General features: G+C 37.2%; 29 protein-coding genes. All 29 read left to right on the top strand.

What is annotated here, in order from left to right; genetic code table 11:
* The first annotated feature begins 31 nt into the window (after nt 1-31).
* Nucleotides 32-634: a DUF4355 domain-containing protein gene (locus tag GKG01_RS08110; protein WP_154272083.1), complete on the top strand. Its 603-nt coding sequence runs from the start codon at nt 32-34 to the stop codon at nt 632-634.
* A 15-nt stretch (nt 635-649) separates the two neighbouring features.
* On the top strand, nt 650-1,528 hold the full coding sequence (locus GKG01_RS08105) for a capsid protein (RefSeq protein WP_154272082.1): 879 nt from the start codon (nt 650-652) through the stop codon (nt 1,526-1,528).
* A gap of 42 nt (nt 1,529-1,570) precedes the next feature.
* On the top strand, nt 1,571-1,933 hold the full coding sequence (locus GKG01_RS08100) for a hypothetical protein (protein WP_154272081.1): 363 nt from the start codon (nt 1,571-1,573) through the stop codon (nt 1,931-1,933).
* On the top strand, nt 1,930-2,295 hold the full coding sequence (locus tag GKG01_RS08095; RefSeq protein WP_154272080.1) for a hypothetical protein: 366 nt from the start codon (nt 1,930-1,932) through the stop codon (nt 2,293-2,295). The genes GKG01_RS08100 and GKG01_RS08095 overlap by 4 nt, the downstream gene beginning before the upstream one ends.
* Nucleotides 2,295-2,723, top strand: coding sequence for an HK97 gp10 family phage protein (locus tag GKG01_RS08090; RefSeq protein ID WP_154272079.1), 429 nt, complete (start codon nt 2,295-2,297; stop codon nt 2,721-2,723). Before GKG01_RS08095 ends, GKG01_RS08090 begins: the two co-directional genes overlap by 1 nt.
* On the top strand, nt 2,716-3,345 hold the full coding sequence (locus tag GKG01_RS08085; RefSeq protein ID WP_154272078.1) for a DUF6838 family protein: 630 nt from the start codon (nt 2,716-2,718) through the stop codon (nt 3,343-3,345). The genes GKG01_RS08090 and GKG01_RS08085 overlap by 8 nt, the downstream gene beginning before the upstream one ends.
* A 9-nt stretch (nt 3,346-3,354) precedes the next feature.
* The gene (locus tag GKG01_RS08080) at nt 3,355-4,434 is read left to right on the top strand and encodes a phage tail sheath C-terminal domain-containing protein (RefSeq protein ID WP_154272077.1); all 1,080 of its coding nucleotides are present in this window, start codon (nt 3,355-3,357) and stop codon (nt 4,432-4,434) included.
* Nucleotides 4,435-4,446: 12 nt separating this feature from the next.
* On the top strand, nt 4,447-4,893 hold the full coding sequence (locus GKG01_RS08075; RefSeq protein WP_154272076.1) for a phage tail tube protein: 447 nt from the start codon (nt 4,447-4,449) through the stop codon (nt 4,891-4,893).
* A gap of 10 nt (nt 4,894-4,903) precedes the next feature.
* A complete protein-coding gene (locus GKG01_RS08070) occupies nt 4,904-5,284 on the top strand; it encodes a hypothetical protein (RefSeq protein ID WP_172975119.1) in 381 nt (126 codons plus the stop codon).
* On the top strand, nt 5,284-5,451 hold the full coding sequence (locus GKG01_RS08065; protein ID WP_154272074.1) for a hypothetical protein: 168 nt from the start codon (nt 5,284-5,286) through the stop codon (nt 5,449-5,451). Before GKG01_RS08070 ends, GKG01_RS08065 begins: the two co-directional genes overlap by 1 nt.
* A complete protein-coding gene (locus GKG01_RS08060; RefSeq protein ID WP_154272073.1) occupies nt 5,430-7,859 on the top strand; it encodes a tape measure protein in 2,430 nt (809 codons plus the stop codon). Before GKG01_RS08065 ends, GKG01_RS08060 begins: the two co-directional genes overlap by 22 nt.
* 2 nt (nt 7,860-7,861) lie before the next feature.
* On the top strand, nt 7,862-8,509 hold the full coding sequence (locus GKG01_RS08055; RefSeq protein ID WP_172975118.1) for a LysM peptidoglycan-binding domain-containing protein: 648 nt from the start codon (nt 7,862-7,864) through the stop codon (nt 8,507-8,509).
* Nucleotides 8,506-9,501 (top strand): hypothetical protein, encoded by a 996-nt coding sequence (locus GKG01_RS08050; RefSeq protein WP_154272071.1) that lies wholly within the window; start codon nt 8,506-8,508, stop codon nt 9,499-9,501. The genes GKG01_RS08055 and GKG01_RS08050 overlap by 4 nt, the downstream gene beginning before the upstream one ends.
* Nucleotides 9,501-9,905, top strand: a complete 405-nt coding sequence (locus GKG01_RS08045; RefSeq protein WP_154272070.1) for a hypothetical protein — start codon at nt 9,501-9,503, stop codon at nt 9,903-9,905. The genes GKG01_RS08050 and GKG01_RS08045 overlap by 1 nt, the downstream gene beginning before the upstream one ends.
* Before the next feature lie 2 nt (nt 9,906-9,907).
* Nucleotides 9,908-10,360 carry a DUF2634 domain-containing protein gene (locus tag GKG01_RS08040; protein ID WP_154272069.1) on the top strand — a complete coding sequence of 151 codons (453 nt, stop codon included), beginning with the start codon at nt 9,908-9,910 and terminating at the stop codon, nt 10,358-10,360.
* The gene (locus GKG01_RS08035; RefSeq protein ID WP_154272068.1) at nt 10,339-11,418 is read left to right on the top strand and encodes a baseplate J/gp47 family protein; all 1,080 of its coding nucleotides are present in this window, start codon (nt 10,339-10,341) and stop codon (nt 11,416-11,418) included. Before GKG01_RS08040 ends, GKG01_RS08035 begins: the two co-directional genes overlap by 22 nt.
* Nucleotides 11,415-12,140: a putative phage tail protein gene (locus GKG01_RS08030; RefSeq protein WP_154272067.1), complete on the top strand. Its 726-nt coding sequence runs from the start codon at nt 11,415-11,417 to the stop codon at nt 12,138-12,140. Before GKG01_RS08035 ends, GKG01_RS08030 begins: the two co-directional genes overlap by 4 nt.
* A complete protein-coding gene (locus GKG01_RS08025; protein ID WP_154272066.1) occupies nt 12,140-12,478 on the top strand; it encodes a hypothetical protein in 339 nt (112 codons plus the stop codon). Before GKG01_RS08030 ends, GKG01_RS08025 begins: the two co-directional genes overlap by 1 nt.
* Nucleotides 12,475-12,924, top strand: coding sequence for a hypothetical protein (locus GKG01_RS08020; protein ID WP_154272065.1), 450 nt, complete (start codon nt 12,475-12,477; stop codon nt 12,922-12,924). Before GKG01_RS08025 ends, GKG01_RS08020 begins: the two co-directional genes overlap by 4 nt.
* A complete protein-coding gene (locus tag GKG01_RS08015; protein ID WP_154272064.1) occupies nt 12,924-14,957 on the top strand; it encodes a fibronectin type III domain-containing protein in 2,034 nt (677 codons plus the stop codon). Before GKG01_RS08020 ends, GKG01_RS08015 begins: the two co-directional genes overlap by 1 nt.
* Nucleotides 14,957-15,199 carry a hypothetical protein gene (locus GKG01_RS08010; RefSeq protein ID WP_154272063.1) on the top strand — a complete coding sequence of 81 codons (243 nt, stop codon included), beginning with the start codon at nt 14,957-14,959 and terminating at the stop codon, nt 15,197-15,199. Before GKG01_RS08015 ends, GKG01_RS08010 begins: the two co-directional genes overlap by 1 nt.
* A complete protein-coding gene (locus GKG01_RS09050; RefSeq protein ID WP_172975117.1) occupies nt 15,192-15,344 on the top strand; it encodes a hypothetical protein in 153 nt (50 codons plus the stop codon). The genes GKG01_RS08010 and GKG01_RS09050 overlap by 8 nt, the downstream gene beginning before the upstream one ends.
* Nucleotides 15,344-15,520: a hypothetical protein gene (locus GKG01_RS09045; RefSeq protein ID WP_172975116.1), complete on the top strand. Its 177-nt coding sequence runs from the start codon at nt 15,344-15,346 to the stop codon at nt 15,518-15,520. Before GKG01_RS09050 ends, GKG01_RS09045 begins: the two co-directional genes overlap by 1 nt.
* A 23-nt stretch (nt 15,521-15,543) precedes the next feature.
* On the top strand, nt 15,544-16,614 hold the full coding sequence (locus GKG01_RS08005; protein WP_154272062.1) for a collagen-like protein: 1,071 nt from the start codon (nt 15,544-15,546) through the stop codon (nt 16,612-16,614).
* Nucleotides 16,615-16,618: 4 nt separating this feature from the next.
* Nucleotides 16,619-16,963, top strand: coding sequence for a hypothetical protein (locus GKG01_RS08000; RefSeq protein ID WP_154272061.1), 345 nt, complete (start codon nt 16,619-16,621; stop codon nt 16,961-16,963).
* Nucleotides 16,964-17,046: 83 nt separating this feature from the next.
* On the top strand, nt 17,047-17,424 hold the full coding sequence (locus tag GKG01_RS07995) for a hypothetical protein (protein ID WP_154272060.1): 378 nt from the start codon (nt 17,047-17,049) through the stop codon (nt 17,422-17,424).
* A 46-nt stretch (nt 17,425-17,470) separates the two neighbouring features.
* The gene (locus tag GKG01_RS07990; RefSeq protein WP_154272059.1) at nt 17,471-17,809 is read left to right on the top strand and encodes a hypothetical protein; all 339 of its coding nucleotides are present in this window, start codon (nt 17,471-17,473) and stop codon (nt 17,807-17,809) included.
* A 10-nt stretch (nt 17,810-17,819) separates the two neighbouring features.
* Nucleotides 17,820-18,776, top strand: a complete 957-nt coding sequence (locus tag GKG01_RS07985; protein ID WP_154272058.1) for a glycoside hydrolase family 25 protein — start codon at nt 17,820-17,822, stop codon at nt 18,774-18,776.
* Between the two features lie 2 nt (nt 18,777-18,778).
* Nucleotides 18,779-18,982, top strand: a complete 204-nt coding sequence (locus GKG01_RS07980; protein WP_154272057.1) for a phage holin — start codon at nt 18,779-18,781, stop codon at nt 18,980-18,982.
* The last annotated feature ends 362 nt before the right edge of the window (nt 18,983-19,344 follow it).

Below are 19,344 nucleotides of genomic sequence, written 5' to 3'. Positions count from 1 at the left end.
TGCTCAGAAAGAGCGGAAAGGATGATAAAAGATGAAAGAAACTTCAAGGGAAGAATTTAACTTAAAGGGTCTAATTCCGATGAATCTACAGTTGTTTGCGGATGAAGAAAACATAGAAGAACAAGAAACACAAGAAAGCGAACAACAAGAACAAGTAACGTACACACAAGAAGAATTTGATAAACAACTTCAATCAGAAGCGGATAAAAGAGTTACTGAAGCACTTAAAACAGCTAAGGCAAAATGGGAATCCGACTACAAGGATAAGTTAAAAAAAGAAAAAGATGAAGCTGCTAGATTAGCAAAGATGAGTGCGGAAGACAGAGCAAAAGAGGAGTTCGAAAAGCAAAAACAAGATTTCGAAGCAGAAAGAAAGCAATTCGAACGCGACAGATTGGAGTTACAAGTTAAGAAAGATTTGAACGAACAAGGATTGAATGAAAGTTTTTCAAGCTTTTTAATCGGCGAAGATGCTGATAGCTCACTTGCAAATATCAAAGCTTTTAAAGGTGCATGGGACAAGGCTTTATCTGAAGCAGTAAAAGAAAAATTAAAAGGAGAGCCACCAAAGGCAAGTCCTGGACAATCAGAAACACAAGATGTGTTTGAAAGGCTAAAAGAAAAATACAAATAAAAGGAGAAAAAACAAATGGCTATTAAGATTTATACAAGTCAATACGCAGGTTTATTTCAAGAAGTTTTCAAGAAAAAGCAACATTTCTTAAGAACTTTTGGCGGAAATGTACAAGCGAAAGACGGAATAACAGAAAACGAAACATTTTTAAAATTAAAAGTATCGGATACAGACGTAACTATTCAAGAATACAACACTGGAGCAAACGTAGCATTTGGTACTGGTACATCAAATTCAAACAGATTTGGAGAAAGAAAAGAAATCAAATCTATTGATAAGACTGTACCTTATGAGGCACCACTTGCAATTCACGAAGGTATTGATAGATTCACTGTAAATGACAACGCTGAACAAGTCGTGTCAGAAAGAAGCGCTTTGCACGCTGAGGCTTGGACAGAAGAATTAAATAAGTTGATGAGCAAGGCATTATCTGATAACGCATCAAAAACACTTACTGGAGATTTAACAGAAGATGGTATTTCTAAATTATTCGCGGATGCACACAAAGAATTTATCAATAATCACGTATCAAGAGATATTCAATGGGTAGCTTACGTAAATTCAGACGTTTACAACTTATTAGTTGAACACAAATTGATGACTACTGCTAAACATTCAGATACTAACATTGATAACGGCACTGTAAACAAATTCAAAGGTTTTGTAATCGAAGAATTAGCGGATAGCTACTTCCAAAAAGGCGAACAAGTTGTATTTGCAGCTGATAACGTTGGTGTTGTTGGTGTTGGTATCGAAGTGTACAGAGTTGTGGATAGCTTAGATTTTGCAGGTGTTGCAATTCAAGCTGCTGCTAAATACGGAAAATACATTCCTGAAAAGAATCAAAAGGCAATTTTAAAAGCTAAATTAAAAGCACCTACAGCTACTGCGTAGTAGATGATGACTATGGATAAAAAAGAAAAGGCTAGATTCCTTATGCGAGATGAGGTCAATGAAGCGGTTAGCGATGATTTGCTTGACTTCAATTTTGATCTCATCGAAGCAGAGGTGCTTAGCTATTGCAACAGGATAGATTTCCCAACTGGTCTTATGCTCATAGTAATTAAGATGGTGGCTGAATACACACAAGCAAACTACTATAAGGATAAAGTCGCCAAAGACATAGCAGAGGGAAAGATTGGCAAAGTGTCAAGCGTTACGCGTGGCGATACGACTATTTCATACGGCGATAATGCTAGAGTTACTGAGCTTGGATCTCCTTCGTTTGCAAACATAGACGAGTTTTTGGGAAACTACGCTGATCATATAGTCAAGTACAGAAAGATTAGATCACTATGACAAATCCTATTTTCGAAAATGAGGCTGAAATCTTAGCTCAAACATACTATCACACAGCAAAAGTTTTGAGAGCTGGACATACAATTGACGAGCTAGGATTTGACAGCTTTAAGGATGAGGTTGTGTACGAAAAAATACAATGCGCAGTCTCTTTTAGTTCTGGATCAACGGAAAATATATCAGACACTACTCAAGCAATTCAGTATATAGCAATTTTATTTGCAAGACCTGAGATTGACATAAAACCAGGCGACTGGATAATCGCTGATGTATTGGGTAATACGTATGAATTTAGAGCAGGAGAGGGCGTTGTGTATCAATCTCATATCGAAGTACCACTTATGAGGAAAGGTGACGCGTAATGGCTATCAGAGTGGATATAAAAGGGCTAGATGATTCGTTGAAGAAGCTGAAAGATTTGCCACACATATTTGATGAAGAATTATCGAAAGCGATGAACGATGAGGGCTTGGATTGGCGAGATGACGTAAGAGCAAACACTCCAGTTGATACAGGAGATTTGCGAAGGTCGTGGGTATTCGCAGGTGTTGAAAAAAGTGGATTCATTTTTGAAATGGATTTGTCAAACAACTTGGAATACGCTGATTATGTTGAATACGGACATAGACAAGAGCCAGGAAGATTTGTTCCTGCTATCGGTAAAAGATTAAAAGCAAACTACGTTAGTGGATACTACATGCTAAGAGACGGCACAAACAGACTTGAAGAATCACTGCCAAAATCACTTGAAGAAGCTATTGCGATTGCGAGGTCGAGATTAAATGATTAGCGTAAAAGATGTATTTGTTGCTATTAATGATACGTTGAGAGCTTTATTCCCTGGCGCGAAAGTGTACAAGGAAAGAATAAAAAAGCTTGATACTCCGTCATTAAGTGTGGAATTGGTGAGCATATCAACTCCGCAACATAGCAAGCATATTATAAACAAAAAAATAGACTTGGATATCATTTATTTTGCGAAAAAAAATGAAGTTGGAGAGGCGCTTGAAGTTTGTGACAAACTGATGAGCGCTTTTTCTATGGGAATGTATGTCAGAGACTACACGAAAGATAAGCAAATTTACGATAAAAGATACATTCACTGTTTACAAGCTCCCGAATATAAGCTTGTGGACCAAGACTTACATTTCTTGGTGAAGTTTGAGTTCGCGGATGAATTTAATCCAAGCTATTTGAATGACAGAAAAGAAATGAAAGATTTCAACAAAGACACATCAGGAATCAAACTTGATGAGGTCAAGGATTTGATTTCAGACAAAAAAGATGAAACAGAAAAGAAAAATCAAGATTTTGCTAAAGATGTTGATTTTAAAGATGAAAAACAACGAAAAGCCTACGAAGAAGAGGGCTTGAAGTACATGGATAAATTATCCATAAACTACAAATTATAGGAGGAAAGAATGGGAACAATGGGACTACCAAAAATCAAAATTACTTTTGAATCCATGGGTCTTACTGCCATCCAAAGAAGTGAACGAGGAATCGTATTGCTTTTAATAAAAGGCACAAAACCAGAGGAACAAGGCTCATACAAATTCACAAGTCTTTTTGATTTACCTGAGAAAAAAACATTTAGCGATGATGTTTTGAAATACATCAAATTAGCGTTTGAAGCTGGACCAAGGAAAGTTCTTGTGGAAGTATACGGAGAAAAAAATCCACTTACTGATGTAACAAACAAACTAAAACTTGTTAAATTCAACTACTACGCAACACCAAATGCAAGTGCAGAAGATTTGAAGGCTATTCAATCATGGCACGAGAAAGAAACTAAAGAAAAGGATAGAACGATTAAATATGTTGCATTTAACTTCGCAGCAGATAGCGAAACTGTAATCAACTGGGCTGTGCCAAGCGTAACTTACGATGGACAAAAATACACTGGACAAGAATTTACAGCTTTGATTGCAGCACAACTTGCAGCGTTGCCACTTACAAGGTCATTCACTTACTTCTCTTGGCCGTTGCTTACTGATGCAGAATTACTTTTTGCAGAAGATGAGGATAAGGCGGTCAACGAAGGAAAGTTATTTTTAACATTCGATGGTGAAGATTACAAGATTGCTAGAGGTGTTAACTCTTTTGTTACAACCAGTGCTAACAAGGGAGAAGATTTCTCAAAAATCAAAATTGTTGAAGCTATGCACTTGATTAAGGATGACATCAGAGAAACATGGAATAACCACTACGTAGGTAAAATCCTTAACACTTACGCAAATAAGCAACAATTTATAGCTTTAATCAACAGAGTATATTTTGCAGAATTGAAAAATTCAGTTCTTGAAGATACAGACAAAAACAGAGTGGATATAGATTTCGAAGCATGTTATAGATATGCGGTTAAGCGTGGTGCCAAGGTAGATGAAATGACTGACCAACAAATCAAGGAATTCAACACGGGAGCTAACGTGTTCTTGAACGGCAGAATTTCAATCTTGGATGCAATGGAAGATTTGTATATCAATTTCTGGAACGAATAAAAGGAGGATTAAATGTCAGATTTAAGCCAAAACAGAGGATATAGAAGAATCGCTGGTGCTTGGGGTAATCTTCACATTGATGGCGAGTTGATTTTCGAAGTTGAAAATTTCAACGCAGAAATCGAAGCACAAAGAGGCGATGTATATGTAAATAATAACCTAGATAGTAAAATCACAGGGCTTGCTGGTAGCGGTTCATTTACTATCAAACACGTGTATACAAGAGGTATTAAAAAGTATTTAGACGTATTGAAAGCTGGTCGTGATCCACGATTCGTTGCATCTGTATCACTTGAAGACCCTGATGCAGTTGGAGGACAAATTGAACGTGTCAACATTGGTAACTGCTGGATTACTAAGTTGCCTTTATCAAATTTCGACAAATCCGAAGTTGTTGAAAAAGAGTATGAGTTTGGTTTTACTCCAAACGATGTGGATATTGCTGAAGGAATTTATTAGGAGATTAAAGATGGCTTTAAATGCGAAAGAATTAATTAAAAAAAGAGACCTCATTAATCAAAAAAAGAATAAAGAAATAGAAATAGAAGTGCCTGATACGGGCACTTTTCTTTTTAGACTTCCAACATTGGAAGACTATGAGGATTCGGAAGCTTATGCAAAAAGCAGAAAAAAACAAATATTGGCTAACAATTATTTGATACATGCTTGTTGTATTGAGCCGAATTTGAGAGATGAGGAGTTATTGAAAGAGTTTGAGTGTAAAGAACCTGTGGAAATCGTGGATAAAATATTCATGATTGGCGAGATTACAAGTATTGCTGATACTTTAGTTAAAAAAGCAGGATTCGACAAGGATAACATCGAGGTTGTGGATAAGATAAAAAACTAATGTTGGGTAACGATGCAGAAATGCAAATCGTTGCCTATATGTTGGACAAAGGACACACTTTTGATTATATCTTTGGCTTGGACACTTACGAGCGATTACTTGTATTAGGTGCAATTGATGCGCACTACGAGATGGAGGCTAAAAAATGGCAATTAGAGAGAAAGTAGTCCTTGTCGATGAATACTCACAAAAAGCTAAAAGGATAGAAAGTTCAACTTCCGCGATGGGCGAAGCTATGAAGAAGATTAAAGGGACGGCTGCCGCGATGGGTTCTGCCCTTAAATCTGCCTTTGATAGAAGCTACAAAGTCAATATTAATGAGATTGGCTCAGAAGAAATCAAGGGCAAGGTTAATAATCTTCAAAAAAGCTTAAACTCAATCAGTAAAGGCACATATAAGGTCGATATTAGCGCTAAAACAAGCGTACTGGATAAGATGAAAAGTAACTTATCCTCAGTAAAAAGCGAGTTCGGAAAACTTAGCAAGATTAAAGATGAAATTAACGGATTTAAGAATAAAACTATTAAATTCAGAGCTGATGTAAGCACATTGAAAAAAGCACGAAAAGAAGCAAAAAGCTTATCTAAGCAACTAACAGCTTTTACTGGTAAAAAGCACAAAGTTAGAGTTGATTTCGAAAAATCGTCAAATCTTATGAAGTTCTTCGGTGGCGGATTCAAAGAAAAATTATCGGTTATCGGCGGTGGTTTTAAGAATGTATTTAGCAGCATCGGAAGCAAATTCAGTTCTTTTGGATCAAGCTTTAGAAGAAATCAAGGCAATGATTCGGGCGGTGGATTTGGCGGTGGAAGTATTATGAAATCCATCATTGGTGGTAACTTGATTACAGGTGCTATCACTAAAGGATTGAACGCTTTATCAAATGTTGCAAAATCAACGATTGGCGCAGGTTTTAACAGACTTACAAGCATTGAATCGGCTAAGGCTAGATTAAGAGGTTTTGGATACGATAATAAAAAAGTAAACCAAGTTACAAAAGCTGCGACTGCTGCTGTTACTGGAACTCAATACTCAATGGGAGATGCAATGACTGCATCGTCAGGTGCTATCGCCGCTGGAATTAAACCTGGGGAGCTTGAAGGATACTTGAAAGAAGTAGGAAACGCAGCGGCTGCGACTGGTTCAGACTTCAATGAAGTCGCAAGTATTATGAACAAGGTTAAGACGACTGGACACTTACAAGCAGATGAAATGCGACAATTATCGGACAGAGGACTTCCTGTATTAGCTAAATTAGCAGAAAATGCGGGTGTATCTGTAGATGAAATGAGCAAGAGAATTTCAAAAGGCAACGTATCATTCGATGAGTTCAGAAACGCGGTTAAAAAAGCATCTGGTACTGCTGCTGATGAAGTGGCGAAAACTTGGGGCGGTGCTAAGGACAACTTCAAATCGGCATTATCAAAACTTGGTGCTGGACTGTTAGGTGGAAACGACAAAGAAGACGGAGAGCAAGGCGGATTATTCGGAATGATGACACCTGGATTGCTTAAGGTAAATAAGTTACTTAACGATTTAGTTCCAATTTTTAAAGACGCTGGAGACAAGATAAAAGATTTTGTGACTACTGGATTTGAAAATTTGAAAGGTGCATTCAGTAAAGTTAGCGAGTTTTTATCGCCAGTTTTCGAAAAGATGAAAGGTGCATTCGACCAAGTATCAAGCAAGATTGCTGAGGTTTGGGGACCACTTAAAGAAAAATTCACAACTGTATTTGATAAATTATCGGAAGCATTTGCGCCACTTAAGGATGCGTTAAGTTCATTATTTGGCGATATGGTTGAAAGGGACGGTAACGTATTGACAACGGCTATAGACTTATTAGCTCAAGGATTAAGTTTCTTGGCTGACGTTGTTCTTGCTGTAAGTCCTATAATTCAATCAGTGGCTGAGTGGATATCTGCAAATGTAATTCCTGTAATTTCAGAGATTGTATCGTGGATAGGTGGAACATTAATACCTGCTATTGCATCAGTTGTCAGTACAGTTATGGGAACATTAATTCCTATAATACAAACATGTGCAAGCTTTATATCATCGTATGTTGTTCCAGTATTACAAACACTAGGAAATATCATAATGGGGATAGTAATAGCTGCTTTCAATGCAGTTGCCGCTATAGTACAAACGGTAGTAGGTGTATTTAATACGCTTGTCAGTGCTGTTGGTGCTGCTGCGAATGCTTTATTTAGTTTACCAAGCAAGATTGCAGGAATGGTAGGAAATGCTGTTGGTGGTGCTGTTAGCAAGGTTAAAGGCTTTTTAGGATTTGGAAAAAATGCGACTGGTACTGAATACTTCCAAGGTGGTCTTACAAGAGTTAACGAACGTGGAGAAGAAATGATTCAACTTGCGCGCGGTGACAAGATATATCCTGCTGGAAAAACGGACAGAATTATCAGAAACGAAGTCAAGAATAATAATTCTAGGACTGTGGATAGGTCAGTTGATAGTAGTTCTATTTTGATTAACATTAATGGAGCTAATATGACAAATAAAGACGTTGGACGTGTTATATCCGATGAATTAAAGAGATTGGGGGTAGTTGTATGACGATGCAACAATTAGTGCTAAGTTTTGAGAATAGGTCGGAAGTGTTAGAACTTCCGTGGCCTCTTCAAGAACATAGCCTGGGAAATCCTCATAATACCTATACTTTTAACACGATAAACACTGGAGAGGTACTTGCAATTGGACGAAAGAAGTTAAAGGAATTGACGATAACATCAACATTCCCATCCAAGCAGTATCCTTTTTTATTGTCTAAAAAATTCCCTGAACCTAATGCGTGTATACAAAAAATTGAGAAGTGGCGATTGTCGGGTAAGCCAATCAGAGTTGCTATTATGGATACTGACATTAACTTGGCGATGGCTATAGAATCTTTTGAGTATGGACACGCTGATGGTGATGGTTCAGGTGATGTAGTGTTTACATTGAGTTTGAGAGAATACTCATATTTGAATGTTGAAAGGTCGAAAAAGGCGACAAAATCAAGACAGTTGAAATCAAGACCAACGGAGAAAAAGAAGAGTGTATCAAGCTATGTGGTTAAAAAAGGCGATACACTTTGGGATTTAGCGGACAGAAACTTAGGTTCTGGAAGAAGATGGAGAGAGATTGCAAAGCTTAACGGAATCAAGAATCCTAGAAGATTGCAAATCGGTACGAAGTTGAAGATTCCACCAAGGAGCAAGAAATGATAACGATAAAAATGATTGCTACAGATTCGAACGGAACTTCAACGGACATTTCAAAATATGTTGGCGATGTTGAGGTGTCAGGGTCGATAAAAGAATCGACTAGAACATTAACTTTTAAAGCATTGCGCGCTGATGTGGATAAGTCTTTTGAAGCGTATAATCTCAATCTTGGCGATAGGATAAGCTGTACTGAGATATTCGAAGAAGGTGGCAGCAAAAAGTTCTTCGAAGGTGTTGTGTGGTCAAAGTCAACTAAGGATAACGACGTAGCTATTGATGTTACTTGTTATGACAAGTCAATTTATCTGAATAAAAATGAGCCAAAGACACAAGCATTCGCGAATAAAACCGCGGACGATGTGGCAAGAAATGTTATAGGTTCACTTGGGTTGAGTGTAGGTGAATTGGCAAAAACTAGGAAATTTTCATATAACTTAAGAGGATTGACTGGATACGATGCAATTATGGCAGCGTACACAAAAGATAGCGAAAAGACTGGAAAGAAGTATAAACTTGTCGATATCGATGGAAAAATCAATGTTTACGAAGCAGGAAAAGAGCATCCGATTGTTCTTGAAGAACTTAACGAGGCGAAAGTTGGAAAGCTACTAGATACGTCATACAAGGAAAGTTTAGATGAACTTGTTAATGAGGTTAAGGCGATTGAGGACAAGAAAAAGGACAAGAAGAAAAAAGCAAGCATAGATGCAAAGAGCCAACGACGATTTGGGAAAATACAAAAAGTACTGAAAGGCGATTCAACTGGTGTTTCAGGATTGATGAAAGGTGCTAAACAAGAGATTGAGGTTAGTTGCATTGGCGACTGGGATATGGTAGCTGGAAAGTCAATAGAATTGAAATCGTCGATAATAAGCGGAAAATTCTACATTGAATCGGATAGTCACAAGCTTGATGATGCTGTTCATACTGTGGATTTGAAGCTTACAAGCGAGTTGGAAATGGACAAGAAAGGAGAGAGCAGCAAGAAGTAATGGATGGAATGATGAGGGACATAAAAGATTTAAAGGGTAAAAAAGATGCTACAGAAATCGGCATCGTGACAAGTATTAAGCCTTTTGCTTTTAGTATTAATGATGTTGAATACTCTTCTAAAGACTTCACGATTTATCTACCTGCTGTGGATAGAATCAAGCAAACAGACGAAATCAAAGTTGAGACACAAGACGATAACCCACATTTAACGCATACGACAAACCAAGGTAAGGCTTTTGTAGATATCGGAGATTTGGAGCTTGAACCTGATCAGTACGAAAAAAGATTTCTTGTAGGAGACCTAATCGATGTTACTGATCGTGGCGATTCTTTTATTGTCCATGGACGACTTATAAAAATAGGTGAGGAAAAAGAATTGCACTCACCAACACATAGGGGGTAAAAATGGCTATATTACCAGTTTCTATGAGTTACGTTGAAAGCGTGGACGAAGATGAAGAAATATTAGAACGTGAAGGGTTTTGCGAATATGCTTATGATTTCGAGAATAACGAGCTGAAGACGAAAGATGGAAAGCATTATTACGTATACGGCAATGAAGCTATGAAGATATGGATATATAAGGCGATGATTACTAATAGATTCAGACATAGTGCGTATACGGATAAATTTGGTACTGAAATCTATAGTTTGATTGGCGAAGTTATTTCATCAAAATTCAAACAAGCTGAGATAAAAAGATATATCACTGAGGCGGTGATGGTGCATCCTTTTATGGTGTCAATTAATAAGATTGATATGACAAGCTTGAAAAGTGGCTTGAACGTGGATGTTTACTACACAACTGTATTCAGTGATGAGATTGTGAGGGTATCATGTCAGGTACGAATAGAATAAGATTAGAAGATATTAATTGGCTAGAAATAGCTAAAAGAATGAAAGACGACTTGAAGAATCCTCCAAACAAAGTTGAGGGTTCTTTTGCGAGTGACAATATACAATCTGTAGCGAAAGAGATTGCAAAGTATTACGATTACGCGAATTGGCTTAACGACATGCACTTCGTGGAGACTGCTGAGGGCGAGTATCTGGACAAGAAGGCTAAAGAGGTCGGTATTGAGCGTAAAGGCGCGACATATGCGACTGGTGTTGCGACATTCTACGGCAAACTTGGTACTGTAATCAATTATGGTACAGTGATCACTGCAAATGGAGTAGACTTCAAGACTACAGAGATGGCGACTATAACAAAAGACTCAGTAGTTATTCCTGTGAAGTCTTTAAATACAGGGATTGGCGTAAATGTTGGAAAGACTGACAATGTGGATTTCAAGATTGACGGAGTTACTCGCGTAGTGTTCGGTGGTGCTAGTGGCGGTAGTGATATTGAAGATGATGAACATTTAAGGGAAAGGACACTTCTTCGAATGCGCTATCCTGGATCAAGTGGAAACAAATATCACTACATGCACTGGGCGATGGAAGTCGAGGGAGTTGGCAGAGTTAAAGTATTTCCGTTATGGAAAGGTAACGGCACTGTAAAGGTGTCAATCCTGGATAGTAACAACGACATAGCAACTAAGGAGCTTATTGACAAGGTAAAAGAACACATAGACGGTAACGCAAACGACACTGGAGAGGCACTTGCACCAATTGGAGCGACACTCACTGTGTCTACTGCGAAAGCAAAGGTAATCAACATAAAAGCGAAGATAAATTTGCTAAAAGATTACGAACTAAGTGGAATTGTGGAAGCTTTTAAAGCGAATATGAAGAAGTATTTGAGTGATATCGCATACAAGGACACTAAGCTAACAGTTGCAAGGGCTATCGATATTTTGTGGAACATCGAGGGTGTTGAGGAAATTGTTAGCTTGAATATCAACGATACATCGGACAATATCACTGTTAAAGATGAGGAGATCCTCAAACTTGGTGAGGTGGTTATCTCATGATAGAGACTAGATTTTCAAGAAGATTGCCGAAGTATTTGAATCAGATATCCGACATGAACGATTTATTCATAGCTGAGGATAAAGAGTTTGATAGAATTGACAACAGATTAGGCGATTTTGAAAATGCACTTTTTGTGAGTGGATTGAAATTTCTAAAAAATCCTGAGCCGATACTGAGAAGGTTAGAGGATCAATACGGACTTCCACATAATCTGAGTGTTGAGAAAAGAATACAGAGGATAATCACGAAGATGAATGGCACGAAGGTGTGCAACATCAAGACGATAATCGACTTGTGCGATAGTTACGGATTTTACGCAAGGTTTGTTCCAGAGTATGAAAAATACAACTTCATACTCAAGGTATTTAATAACTTGTTGGATAGACACGTTATTAGTGACATTGAGGAAATCAAACCTGCACATCTTAACTTTTTGATTCACACTGTATTCACTTCATCGCTTGATTTAATCACGAAATACGCTGATTTATCATATGACTACACACTGTGTGGCGAAAGAAAGTGCGCAACTGTTTATCGTGATAGATATGTTGGTGAAAATGTTGAGGTGGTTATTGGTGTTAATACGGCAGAAAACACAAGCGATTACGAATACATCGTTCCAAGCGCTGGCACTAGAATGTGTGGCGAAAGTACAGATATTGTATATCAACAAGATTTAACGAGTGACGATGTATACGAATTTACGGAGGATGATTGATGATAGCTAAAGAATTCATAAATGAATTAACAGAGTATATCAAAAATAGGATTAAAAAAGCAGCAGTAACATTGGATGGAAAAGATACAGAGGTCAACATTTTAAGGATTGACTGTGAAGAAAACGTACTGAAAGTATACGTAAATATGGGTAATGGCAAGGGAGAAATCACTGACATCAAGCTATTAGGTGAGGATAACAAAGTAATTATATCTAAGCCACGAGACATAAAGAAAAATAATACTTTTGGTGTTGTGTGTACTTTTTATGTAAGGATTCAGGAAGTTGAGGATATCAAGCCAAACACTATTTTTGATATCGAAGGAGTAAGAGAATGAGAAGTTTTAACTTAAATGATTACTACACGAAAAAAGAAGAGGAATTGCTCAAAGATTACGACGAATACGAGTATGATTTGATTAAATGGAAAGACCATATTCCAGAGTTCGGCGATACAAAAAAAGAGATAATTCTGAAAAAAGACAAAGACGGACACGAAATCGTAAAGCATGAAAGATTTGATGGCAATGTATTCCAAGAAGGCACAGCAGTAAACGCTGAAAACCTTGGATATATGGACTACGGAATTTTTATGATGCATGGAAAACTAAAAGAGTTGTACGAAAAAATGACAGCGATGCAACTACAAATGGCTACAATGCTGAGACAAAACCAAAACAACATGGCTCACAATATGTTCTATGCAAATGCGAAAAACATCGGAACTGATATTGTGATTGTTGAAGGATACTACGATGAAGTTAACGCGAGAGGAGTTGTATAATGTACAGTTGGAAAAAATTAAGAACGACACCGAATTCTGGAGCAAGAAACAAATGGGTTAACATTTCTTATATCGTATCGATTGAAGATCTAATCAAAAGAGAAGACTTCTCACGATTTTTCATTACAGACGATTATAAATACAATTATCAAAAAGATGATGTTATAGACCACTATTTTAATCCAAGAAGCTTTGGAAGTTTAAAGGGAAAGTATGAATTCTTAGGAGTAACTTATAAAAGTGGATTAGGCAATGCTTTTAAGGTACTTGACAAAGTTCATAACAAAGAAATACTTACTAGAGAAATTGGCTACGAAAATGAAAATGGAGTACAATTCGGGTTTGAATTAAAGTTTAATTTACAAACGACTTACAGTGTTTTTATTAATTTGGCAAGTTTAAGCGGAAGACAGGAAGATTATTATGGATATGATTTTAATTTTGGAGATTCTTGGAACGATGATAATTTTAGTGTCACATCGTCTAATCCTTATGAATATCCTGATAAAGGAATGAAAAATGGATATCTATATATTAAAGAGTGTCCAGGAAATACTGCTCCAGTGTTGGATAACTATATAAATTTAAGTAAAAGAAAGTTAAATGGATATTCTGACAGCGTGAACATATCCTGGAGGAGTGCAGCAGATTCAGAAAATAACCTTGAAGGATACAGGCTATATGTTCATAAAGGCTCAAACACTGAGTTGATTTATACAGGAAGTAGCACAAGCTATACTTACAGAATTAGCGGTGCTACAAGACCATACGAGTTAAGGTTCTATGTAGAGGCATTCGACAGTGAGGGCGAAAAATCAGACAGAATACAAAGCTCAACTGTAAGCGTGTTCGTGCCAAGCGCACCAAGGATAAGCGGAAATGACGCAGACCTTGGAACAAAGAATAATTCATTTGACATCTCATACATCGTGGAAGACGATGATGAGGACGATAGCATATCAGTGACTATCAAGGTCGATGATAATGTTGTTAAGACTGAAAGCGCTGTGTCGACTGGTTTTAAAAAGACATTTAATGTGGATACAAAGCCTTTATCATTTGCAAGACACACTGTAACAATCATAGCTAAGGACAAATATGGCGGAACAGATACGAGAATCTACACATTCACGAAATCAAACAAGGCACCAACAATTAGCGGATATGACACAAATCTTGGAGAAAAACGTTCGGCTTTTAGTGTTAAATACACGATACACGACGATGACAACGACAGCGTAACTGTAGTTGAAAAGCTTAACGGAAGTATCAGAAGAACATTATCAAACGTTCAAAAGGACGTTGAAATAAGCTTAAACATATCAGAAAGTGATATCAAGAGCTTAACTGTTGGCAAGAAAAATACTATCGAAATTGTGGCAAGTGATAGCCGTGGAGCTACTGCGTTTAGAAGATATTACTTCACTAGAAACAACTTAGCACCTACAATCAGTGGTACGGATAAACATATGGGAGTAATCGGCGATAAATTCGAGTATGTGTTCTCAATCAGTGATGTTGAGAAAGATACGATATACTACTCAACATATTTGGATAACAAGCTTTTGAGTAAACAAGTTAAAGCAGTTGACGGCAAGAAGTATGCAACTGTAATTGAAGGAATGGATATGATTAGGCTTGAACCAGGAAAGCACACTTTTAAGATCGTGGCAGTGGATGCTCAAGGTTCAAAAAGCGAAAGAATAATAACATTCTCAAGGGATGTACAAACACTGATTATGATGTTAAAAGAGCCATTTGCAACGGATGTTCAAAGTAAAAAGGTGCTTGTAGCTCCTGGTTGGGATATTGCGAAAGGTGCAGAACATAGAGTAGAAGTATGTAATAATGGATTCGACACAAATCCAACTTGGGAAGATGCTACTGCTATGGTGGATTTGGATAAGGCTTATGTTTTCCAAAACAACAGAAAAACTGCTGAAAAGTGGGGAGTAAATATCAGACTAATGATAGAAAGAAAGGCTGCTAAAACAAACAGCTATATCACTGGAATCGGAGGTGCTTTTGAATAATGATTTTATTTAATCCAAAAAATGTTAGTGAAATTCAAAAAGAAAACGAATTGAAACAGTTCGACAAAGCGGATGAAAAGTACGCTTATGTGTTGAAGGTAATGGAAGATGTAAAGTACGAAAATCAAAGCGTATCGGCTGAGATGAGTGTACTAGTAAGCGATGCTGTTGTGGAAACTCAAAAAGCAATTGCTGAGTTGATGATGATGTTACCAGGAATGGGAGGAATGGATAATGCTTAAGTTGGATAAGAATAGTGCGTTGGTTAGAGTGTGGGTTAATCTGATAATTCAAGGAGAAAAACGAATTGAGGATTGTCCTACATTTTTTAATTTGAGAAATGCAGTTGAAGAAGTATTGAAAGAAGAAGAAAAGGGGGATAAATAATGTTTAAATTAAATAAGAATAGCGCTTTGGTAAAAGTTTGGGTATCGTTGATTATGGCAGGAACATATACAATTCAACAATGTCCGACTTTTTTTAATTTACGTAATAGCGTAGAGGAAGTATTGAAAGAATTAACTGAAGAAAACAAAGAAACACACGAAGAGCCTACATTATAGGCTCTTTTTCTTAGGTGGATATTATGAGCATTATTAAATTAGGACGATATCTTTTTGAAAGAGACACAAAGGACAAACTACTTGAAAAGGATGCTGTACTTCTAAAGGGCGAAATGGCTATCGAAACAGACACGATGTTAGCCAAGGTTGGTGACGGAGTGCGTACTTATAGCCAACTTCCTTACGCGTTCCGTGGAGAAAAGGGCGAAAAAGGTGAGCCTGGAGTTCAAGGTATTCAAGGTAAAGTAGGTGCAACTGGACCTCAAGGAAAGCAAGGTATACAAGGAGAACCTGGACCAAAAGGAGAGCCTGGACCAAAAGGAGACAGAGGGCTTAAGGGAGACAAAGGAGATATCGGAAAAACTGGTGCAAAAGGAGACAAGGGAGATCCTGGAACTGGTATAAAAGTTTTAGGCGTTAAAAATAGCACTTTCGAACTTCCAAAGACGGCAGCAGACGGCGATTGCTACTTCGTGAGTGGTCATTTGTATGTGTACGCTTCGAGTAAATGGTCAGACTTAGGAAATGTCAAGGGCGAAAAAGGCGAAAAAGGAGAACCTGGAGCTGATGGCACACCTGGAGAGCGTGGACTTAAAGGTGACAAGGGCGATCCGGGAGAAGCTGGACCAACTGGACCACAAGGACCACCAGGAAAAGCTGGTGCGACTGGATTAACTGGACCACAAGGACCTCCAGGTCCAAAAGGAGATACTGGTGCTAAAGGTGAACCAGGACCAACTGGTCAAAAGGGAGACAGAGGTCTTCAAGGCGCTCAAGGATTTAAGGGTGACAAAGGAGAACCTGGAAAACCAGGGGAAAGAGGACCACAAGGACCAAAGGGCGACTGCGTAGAATTGACTGTTAAGCTTGATGAACATCTTGAAAAAATAGCTACTGATTGTGTTGATGTGTCTAATGATGTGGATACACTTAAAAAAGATGTACAAACTTTAAATAACAAAGTTAGTAACATTTCGACTGATAGAGTTACAGTATCTAGTGGTGGATATTTGAAGTTTTGGACTGGGACTCAAAGTCAATATAATTCGATATATTCAAAAGATAGCAACACGATTTATTTTATAACGGAGTAGAAAAATGATAAGCAAGATACCAAAATCAGTAGGAAATAAGGGTGTTATAAAGGTCGTTAAAGGTATTGACTTGGTGTGGGAGAAGAACACAATTCCCGATAATAATTCTGTGTCGTGGAATATCAATAAAGATATATCTCCGTACGCAAACGTCGTAATTGTCCCTCGAGAATATCAAGACATTGTAAGAGGTAAAGATATAAAATCTGTAGAATTAGTTGGGATAGGAACTATAACTAATGGCATTAAAAATAATACTCCATTCATATCTTTTTCAAAGTCGTTTGACGAGATATTTGGGATTACGAAAAAAATACCAATTAACACAAAAATAATAATTAATCTTTAACAGTAAAGGAGCGTAAAACGTTGGAAAATACACATTTATACGGGGGGGGGTAGTACAAGTTATGTAGTACCCTACGATTGCTTATGATTAAGTTTGTAAGCAAAGATTTTAAGGATATCAAGATAGGTGGTAAACAAGTAGTGAAGGTCATGCAAGGAATTGATGTTGTTTGGGAGAAATCAGTGGTTAAAACTATATCATGGACTATAAGTAGTCAAGTATCACCTTTTGCCAAACAAATTAATATACCAGACTCTTATCAGTCAGAGCTTAAGGACAAACAACTATTATCCGTAAAGATAGGAGAGTTACAAGAAGTCTCACAGGAATACATTAAAGTTGTATTTCCGGCAGATCATAGATTCCAACCTCATATATCTTTTTCAAAATCTTTTGATGAGTTGTTGGGAATTAGTGACTGGATTTATGCAGGAACTCAAATCACGGTAACATATAAATAAATGGGCAACAAACGCTGAAAAATAAACATTTACACAAGGAGGCAGCATGGATGATATAAACAACAAGGTAACAAGGCTTGAGGGTGTAGTGGATACGCACGATGATAGCATAAGAGAAATGTGCATAAAAATTGAAGAAATAGAAAAAAACTACGATACGATTGATAGAAGGCTTATCGTGGTTGAGCAAAATATTAGTAATATCAATACGAATACCATTGAGATTAAAAGTGATTTAAGGGATTTGGTTAGAAAACGTGAAGAAGACCACTACATCAAGCCAATTCAAAAATCAGAAGCGTATAAGGATAAAGTAGTAATGGCGATTGTATCGTCAATTATTGCTTTTATGTTAGGAATTATACTTCCAAAGTTGATAGGTTAAGGAGGATTATATGAAGATTGTAGGTGTGGATGTATCAAAGTATAACGGATATCCAGATTGGGAAAAAGCTAAGCAAAGTGGAGTGCAATTTGCGATATTACGTCTTGGCAGCGGTTACAATGGTGGATATGTCGATAAAACATTTGAATACAACTACAGAGAATGTAAAAAAGCTGGTATCGGTGTTGGTGTATATGTTGCAAGTTATTTGAATATCAGTTCTGAAATCGATATGACTTTGAAAGCACTAAAGGGCAAACAACTTGAATATCCAGTTTATTTCGATATCGAAGATTTTAGCCTTGGTGGACGTAGTTACACGAATACACAACTAACTAATTATGCTGTTAGATACTGTTCAGAGGTTGAGCGTGCTGGATATTATGTCGGGATTTACAGCAATAAGGCTTTTCTTGATAGTCGCTTGTACTGGGAACGTATCAAGAAGTACGACATTTGGATAGCTCACTGGAACAAGGGTGTTAACTATGCTGGTAAATACGGAATGCATCAATACACAAACAAAGGTCAATGGCGTGGCATACCGTCTACTGGTGAGGGTGGAGTTGATACAAACTGGTGTTTTGTCGACTATCCAGGACTGATGAAGAAGTTGGAACTTAATGGTTATAAAAAACCAAAAGAGGAAGTGAAAGGACTTACGAAGATGGAAGAAGAAAAATTGTTGGACGAGATCAAGCAGACTGTGGTTACTTATGAGGACAGGGATTATGATAAAGCGGTGAAGATTGCTAAGCAACATAGAGCTGTGCTTGTTCCTGCTGAGTTAAATATGGATTTTGGAAAGATGAAGAGAAGTAAGGACACTATTATCGGGATTGGCGATAAAACTGGTAAGATTGAAGGCGAAAACTTCGGTATTACTGGATACTGCGATTATTTAGTGAGTGCAGACAAGGTCGATGAGTTTTTGAAGGATAGAAGTAAGTTTCTAAGGAGGAAATAGGAATGAAATTAGATAACAAGACTTATGATGTACTTAAGTGGATTGCTATAATATTTTTACCAGCTTTGACTACCCTTGTTGGTGGTGTTGGAGGTAAATTAGGGTATGAGCATATTGATTTAGTTGTGTATTGTATGGCTGCTGTGGATACATTTTTAGGTACGATACTTGGAATAAGTACAATTAACTATAATAAAGAAAAATAAGAGTTGAGTAAAGTTGAGTAAAGTTGAGTAAAGTTGAGATAGTTAATAGTGCTATCTCATTTTTTTATAAAAATAATCGTGCGACTAATCGTGAGTAATCGTGAGTTAATCGTGCGTAAATTGTACTAAGAAGATTAGCTATACGAAATGATAAAGATTTCGGGTACGCTTTGTTGGAATGTTGAATAAAATATAAATAAAATCGTGAAAAAATTTATAGTATATTGATAAAATCAAAATTTGTAACTTATTTTTACTACACAGGGTAGATTTTTGTCTACCCCCTTTTTAGTACCATAAATAGTGTAAGAAAGGAAGTAATTCCTATCTTGCACTATTTTTGTATAATGAAGAAGTAGTAT

The organism is Finegoldia sp. BIOML-A4, from assembly GCF_009679635.1.
In the GTDB taxonomy this organism is placed as follows: Bacteria; Bacillota; Clostridia; order Tissierellales; family Peptoniphilaceae; genus Finegoldia; species Finegoldia magna.
The sequence above is the reverse complement of the archived record's forward strand: the minus strand, read 5'-3'. Positions and strand labels throughout refer to the sequence as shown.

Coding starts and splice junctions, on each gene's coding strand:
- GKG01_RS08110 (WP_154272083.1), top strand. CDS start 32: ATGAAAGAAACTTCAAGGGAAGAATTTAACTTAAAGGGTCTAATTCCG.
- GKG01_RS08105 (WP_154272082.1), top strand. CDS start 650: ATGGCTATTAAGATTTATACAAGTCAATACGCAGGTTTATTTCAAGAA.
- GKG01_RS08100 (WP_154272081.1), top strand. CDS start 1,571: ATGCGAGATGAGGTCAATGAAGCGGTTAGCGATGATTTGCTTGACTTC.
- GKG01_RS08095 (WP_154272080.1), top strand. CDS start 1,930: ATGACAAATCCTATTTTCGAAAATGAGGCTGAAATCTTAGCTCAAACA.
- GKG01_RS08090 (WP_154272079.1), top strand. CDS start 2,295: ATGGCTATCAGAGTGGATATAAAAGGGCTAGATGATTCGTTGAAGAAG.
- GKG01_RS08085 (WP_154272078.1), top strand. CDS start 2,716: ATGATTAGCGTAAAAGATGTATTTGTTGCTATTAATGATACGTTGAGA.
- GKG01_RS08080 (WP_154272077.1), top strand. CDS start 3,355: ATGGGAACAATGGGACTACCAAAAATCAAAATTACTTTTGAATCCATG.
- GKG01_RS08075 (WP_154272076.1), top strand. CDS start 4,447: ATGTCAGATTTAAGCCAAAACAGAGGATATAGAAGAATCGCTGGTGCT.
- GKG01_RS08070 (WP_172975119.1), top strand. CDS start 4,904: ATGGCTTTAAATGCGAAAGAATTAATTAAAAAAAGAGACCTCATTAAT.
- GKG01_RS08065 (WP_154272074.1), top strand. CDS start 5,284: ATGTTGGGTAACGATGCAGAAATGCAAATCGTTGCCTATATGTTGGAC.
- GKG01_RS08060 (WP_154272073.1), top strand. CDS start 5,430: ATGGCAATTAGAGAGAAAGTAGTCCTTGTCGATGAATACTCACAAAAA.
- GKG01_RS08055 (WP_172975118.1), top strand. CDS start 7,862: ATGCAACAATTAGTGCTAAGTTTTGAGAATAGGTCGGAAGTGTTAGAA.
- GKG01_RS08050 (WP_154272071.1), top strand. CDS start 8,506: ATGATAACGATAAAAATGATTGCTACAGATTCGAACGGAACTTCAACG.
- GKG01_RS08045 (WP_154272070.1), top strand. CDS start 9,501: ATGGATGGAATGATGAGGGACATAAAAGATTTAAAGGGTAAAAAAGAT.
- GKG01_RS08040 (WP_154272069.1), top strand. CDS start 9,908: ATGGCTATATTACCAGTTTCTATGAGTTACGTTGAAAGCGTGGACGAA.
- GKG01_RS08035 (WP_154272068.1), top strand. CDS start 10,339: ATGTCAGGTACGAATAGAATAAGATTAGAAGATATTAATTGGCTAGAA.
- GKG01_RS08030 (WP_154272067.1), top strand. CDS start 11,415: ATGATAGAGACTAGATTTTCAAGAAGATTGCCGAAGTATTTGAATCAG.
- GKG01_RS08025 (WP_154272066.1), top strand. CDS start 12,140: ATGATAGCTAAAGAATTCATAAATGAATTAACAGAGTATATCAAAAAT.
- GKG01_RS08020 (WP_154272065.1), top strand. CDS start 12,475: ATGAGAAGTTTTAACTTAAATGATTACTACACGAAAAAAGAAGAGGAA.
- GKG01_RS08015 (WP_154272064.1), top strand. CDS start 12,924: ATGTACAGTTGGAAAAAATTAAGAACGACACCGAATTCTGGAGCAAGA.
- GKG01_RS08010 (WP_154272063.1), top strand. CDS start 14,957: ATGATTTTATTTAATCCAAAAAATGTTAGTGAAATTCAAAAAGAAAAC.
- GKG01_RS09050 (WP_172975117.1), top strand. CDS start 15,192: ATGCTTAAGTTGGATAAGAATAGTGCGTTGGTTAGAGTGTGGGTTAAT.
- GKG01_RS09045 (WP_172975116.1), top strand. CDS start 15,344: ATGTTTAAATTAAATAAGAATAGCGCTTTGGTAAAAGTTTGGGTATCG.
- GKG01_RS08005 (WP_154272062.1), top strand. CDS start 15,544: ATGAGCATTATTAAATTAGGACGATATCTTTTTGAAAGAGACACAAAG.
- GKG01_RS08000 (WP_154272061.1), top strand. CDS start 16,619: ATGATAAGCAAGATACCAAAATCAGTAGGAAATAAGGGTGTTATAAAG.
- GKG01_RS07995 (WP_154272060.1), top strand. CDS start 17,047: ATGATTAAGTTTGTAAGCAAAGATTTTAAGGATATCAAGATAGGTGGT.
- GKG01_RS07990 (WP_154272059.1), top strand. CDS start 17,471: ATGGATGATATAAACAACAAGGTAACAAGGCTTGAGGGTGTAGTGGAT.
- GKG01_RS07985 (WP_154272058.1), top strand. CDS start 17,820: ATGAAGATTGTAGGTGTGGATGTATCAAAGTATAACGGATATCCAGAT.
- GKG01_RS07980 (WP_154272057.1), top strand. CDS start 18,779: ATGAAATTAGATAACAAGACTTATGATGTACTTAAGTGGATTGCTATA.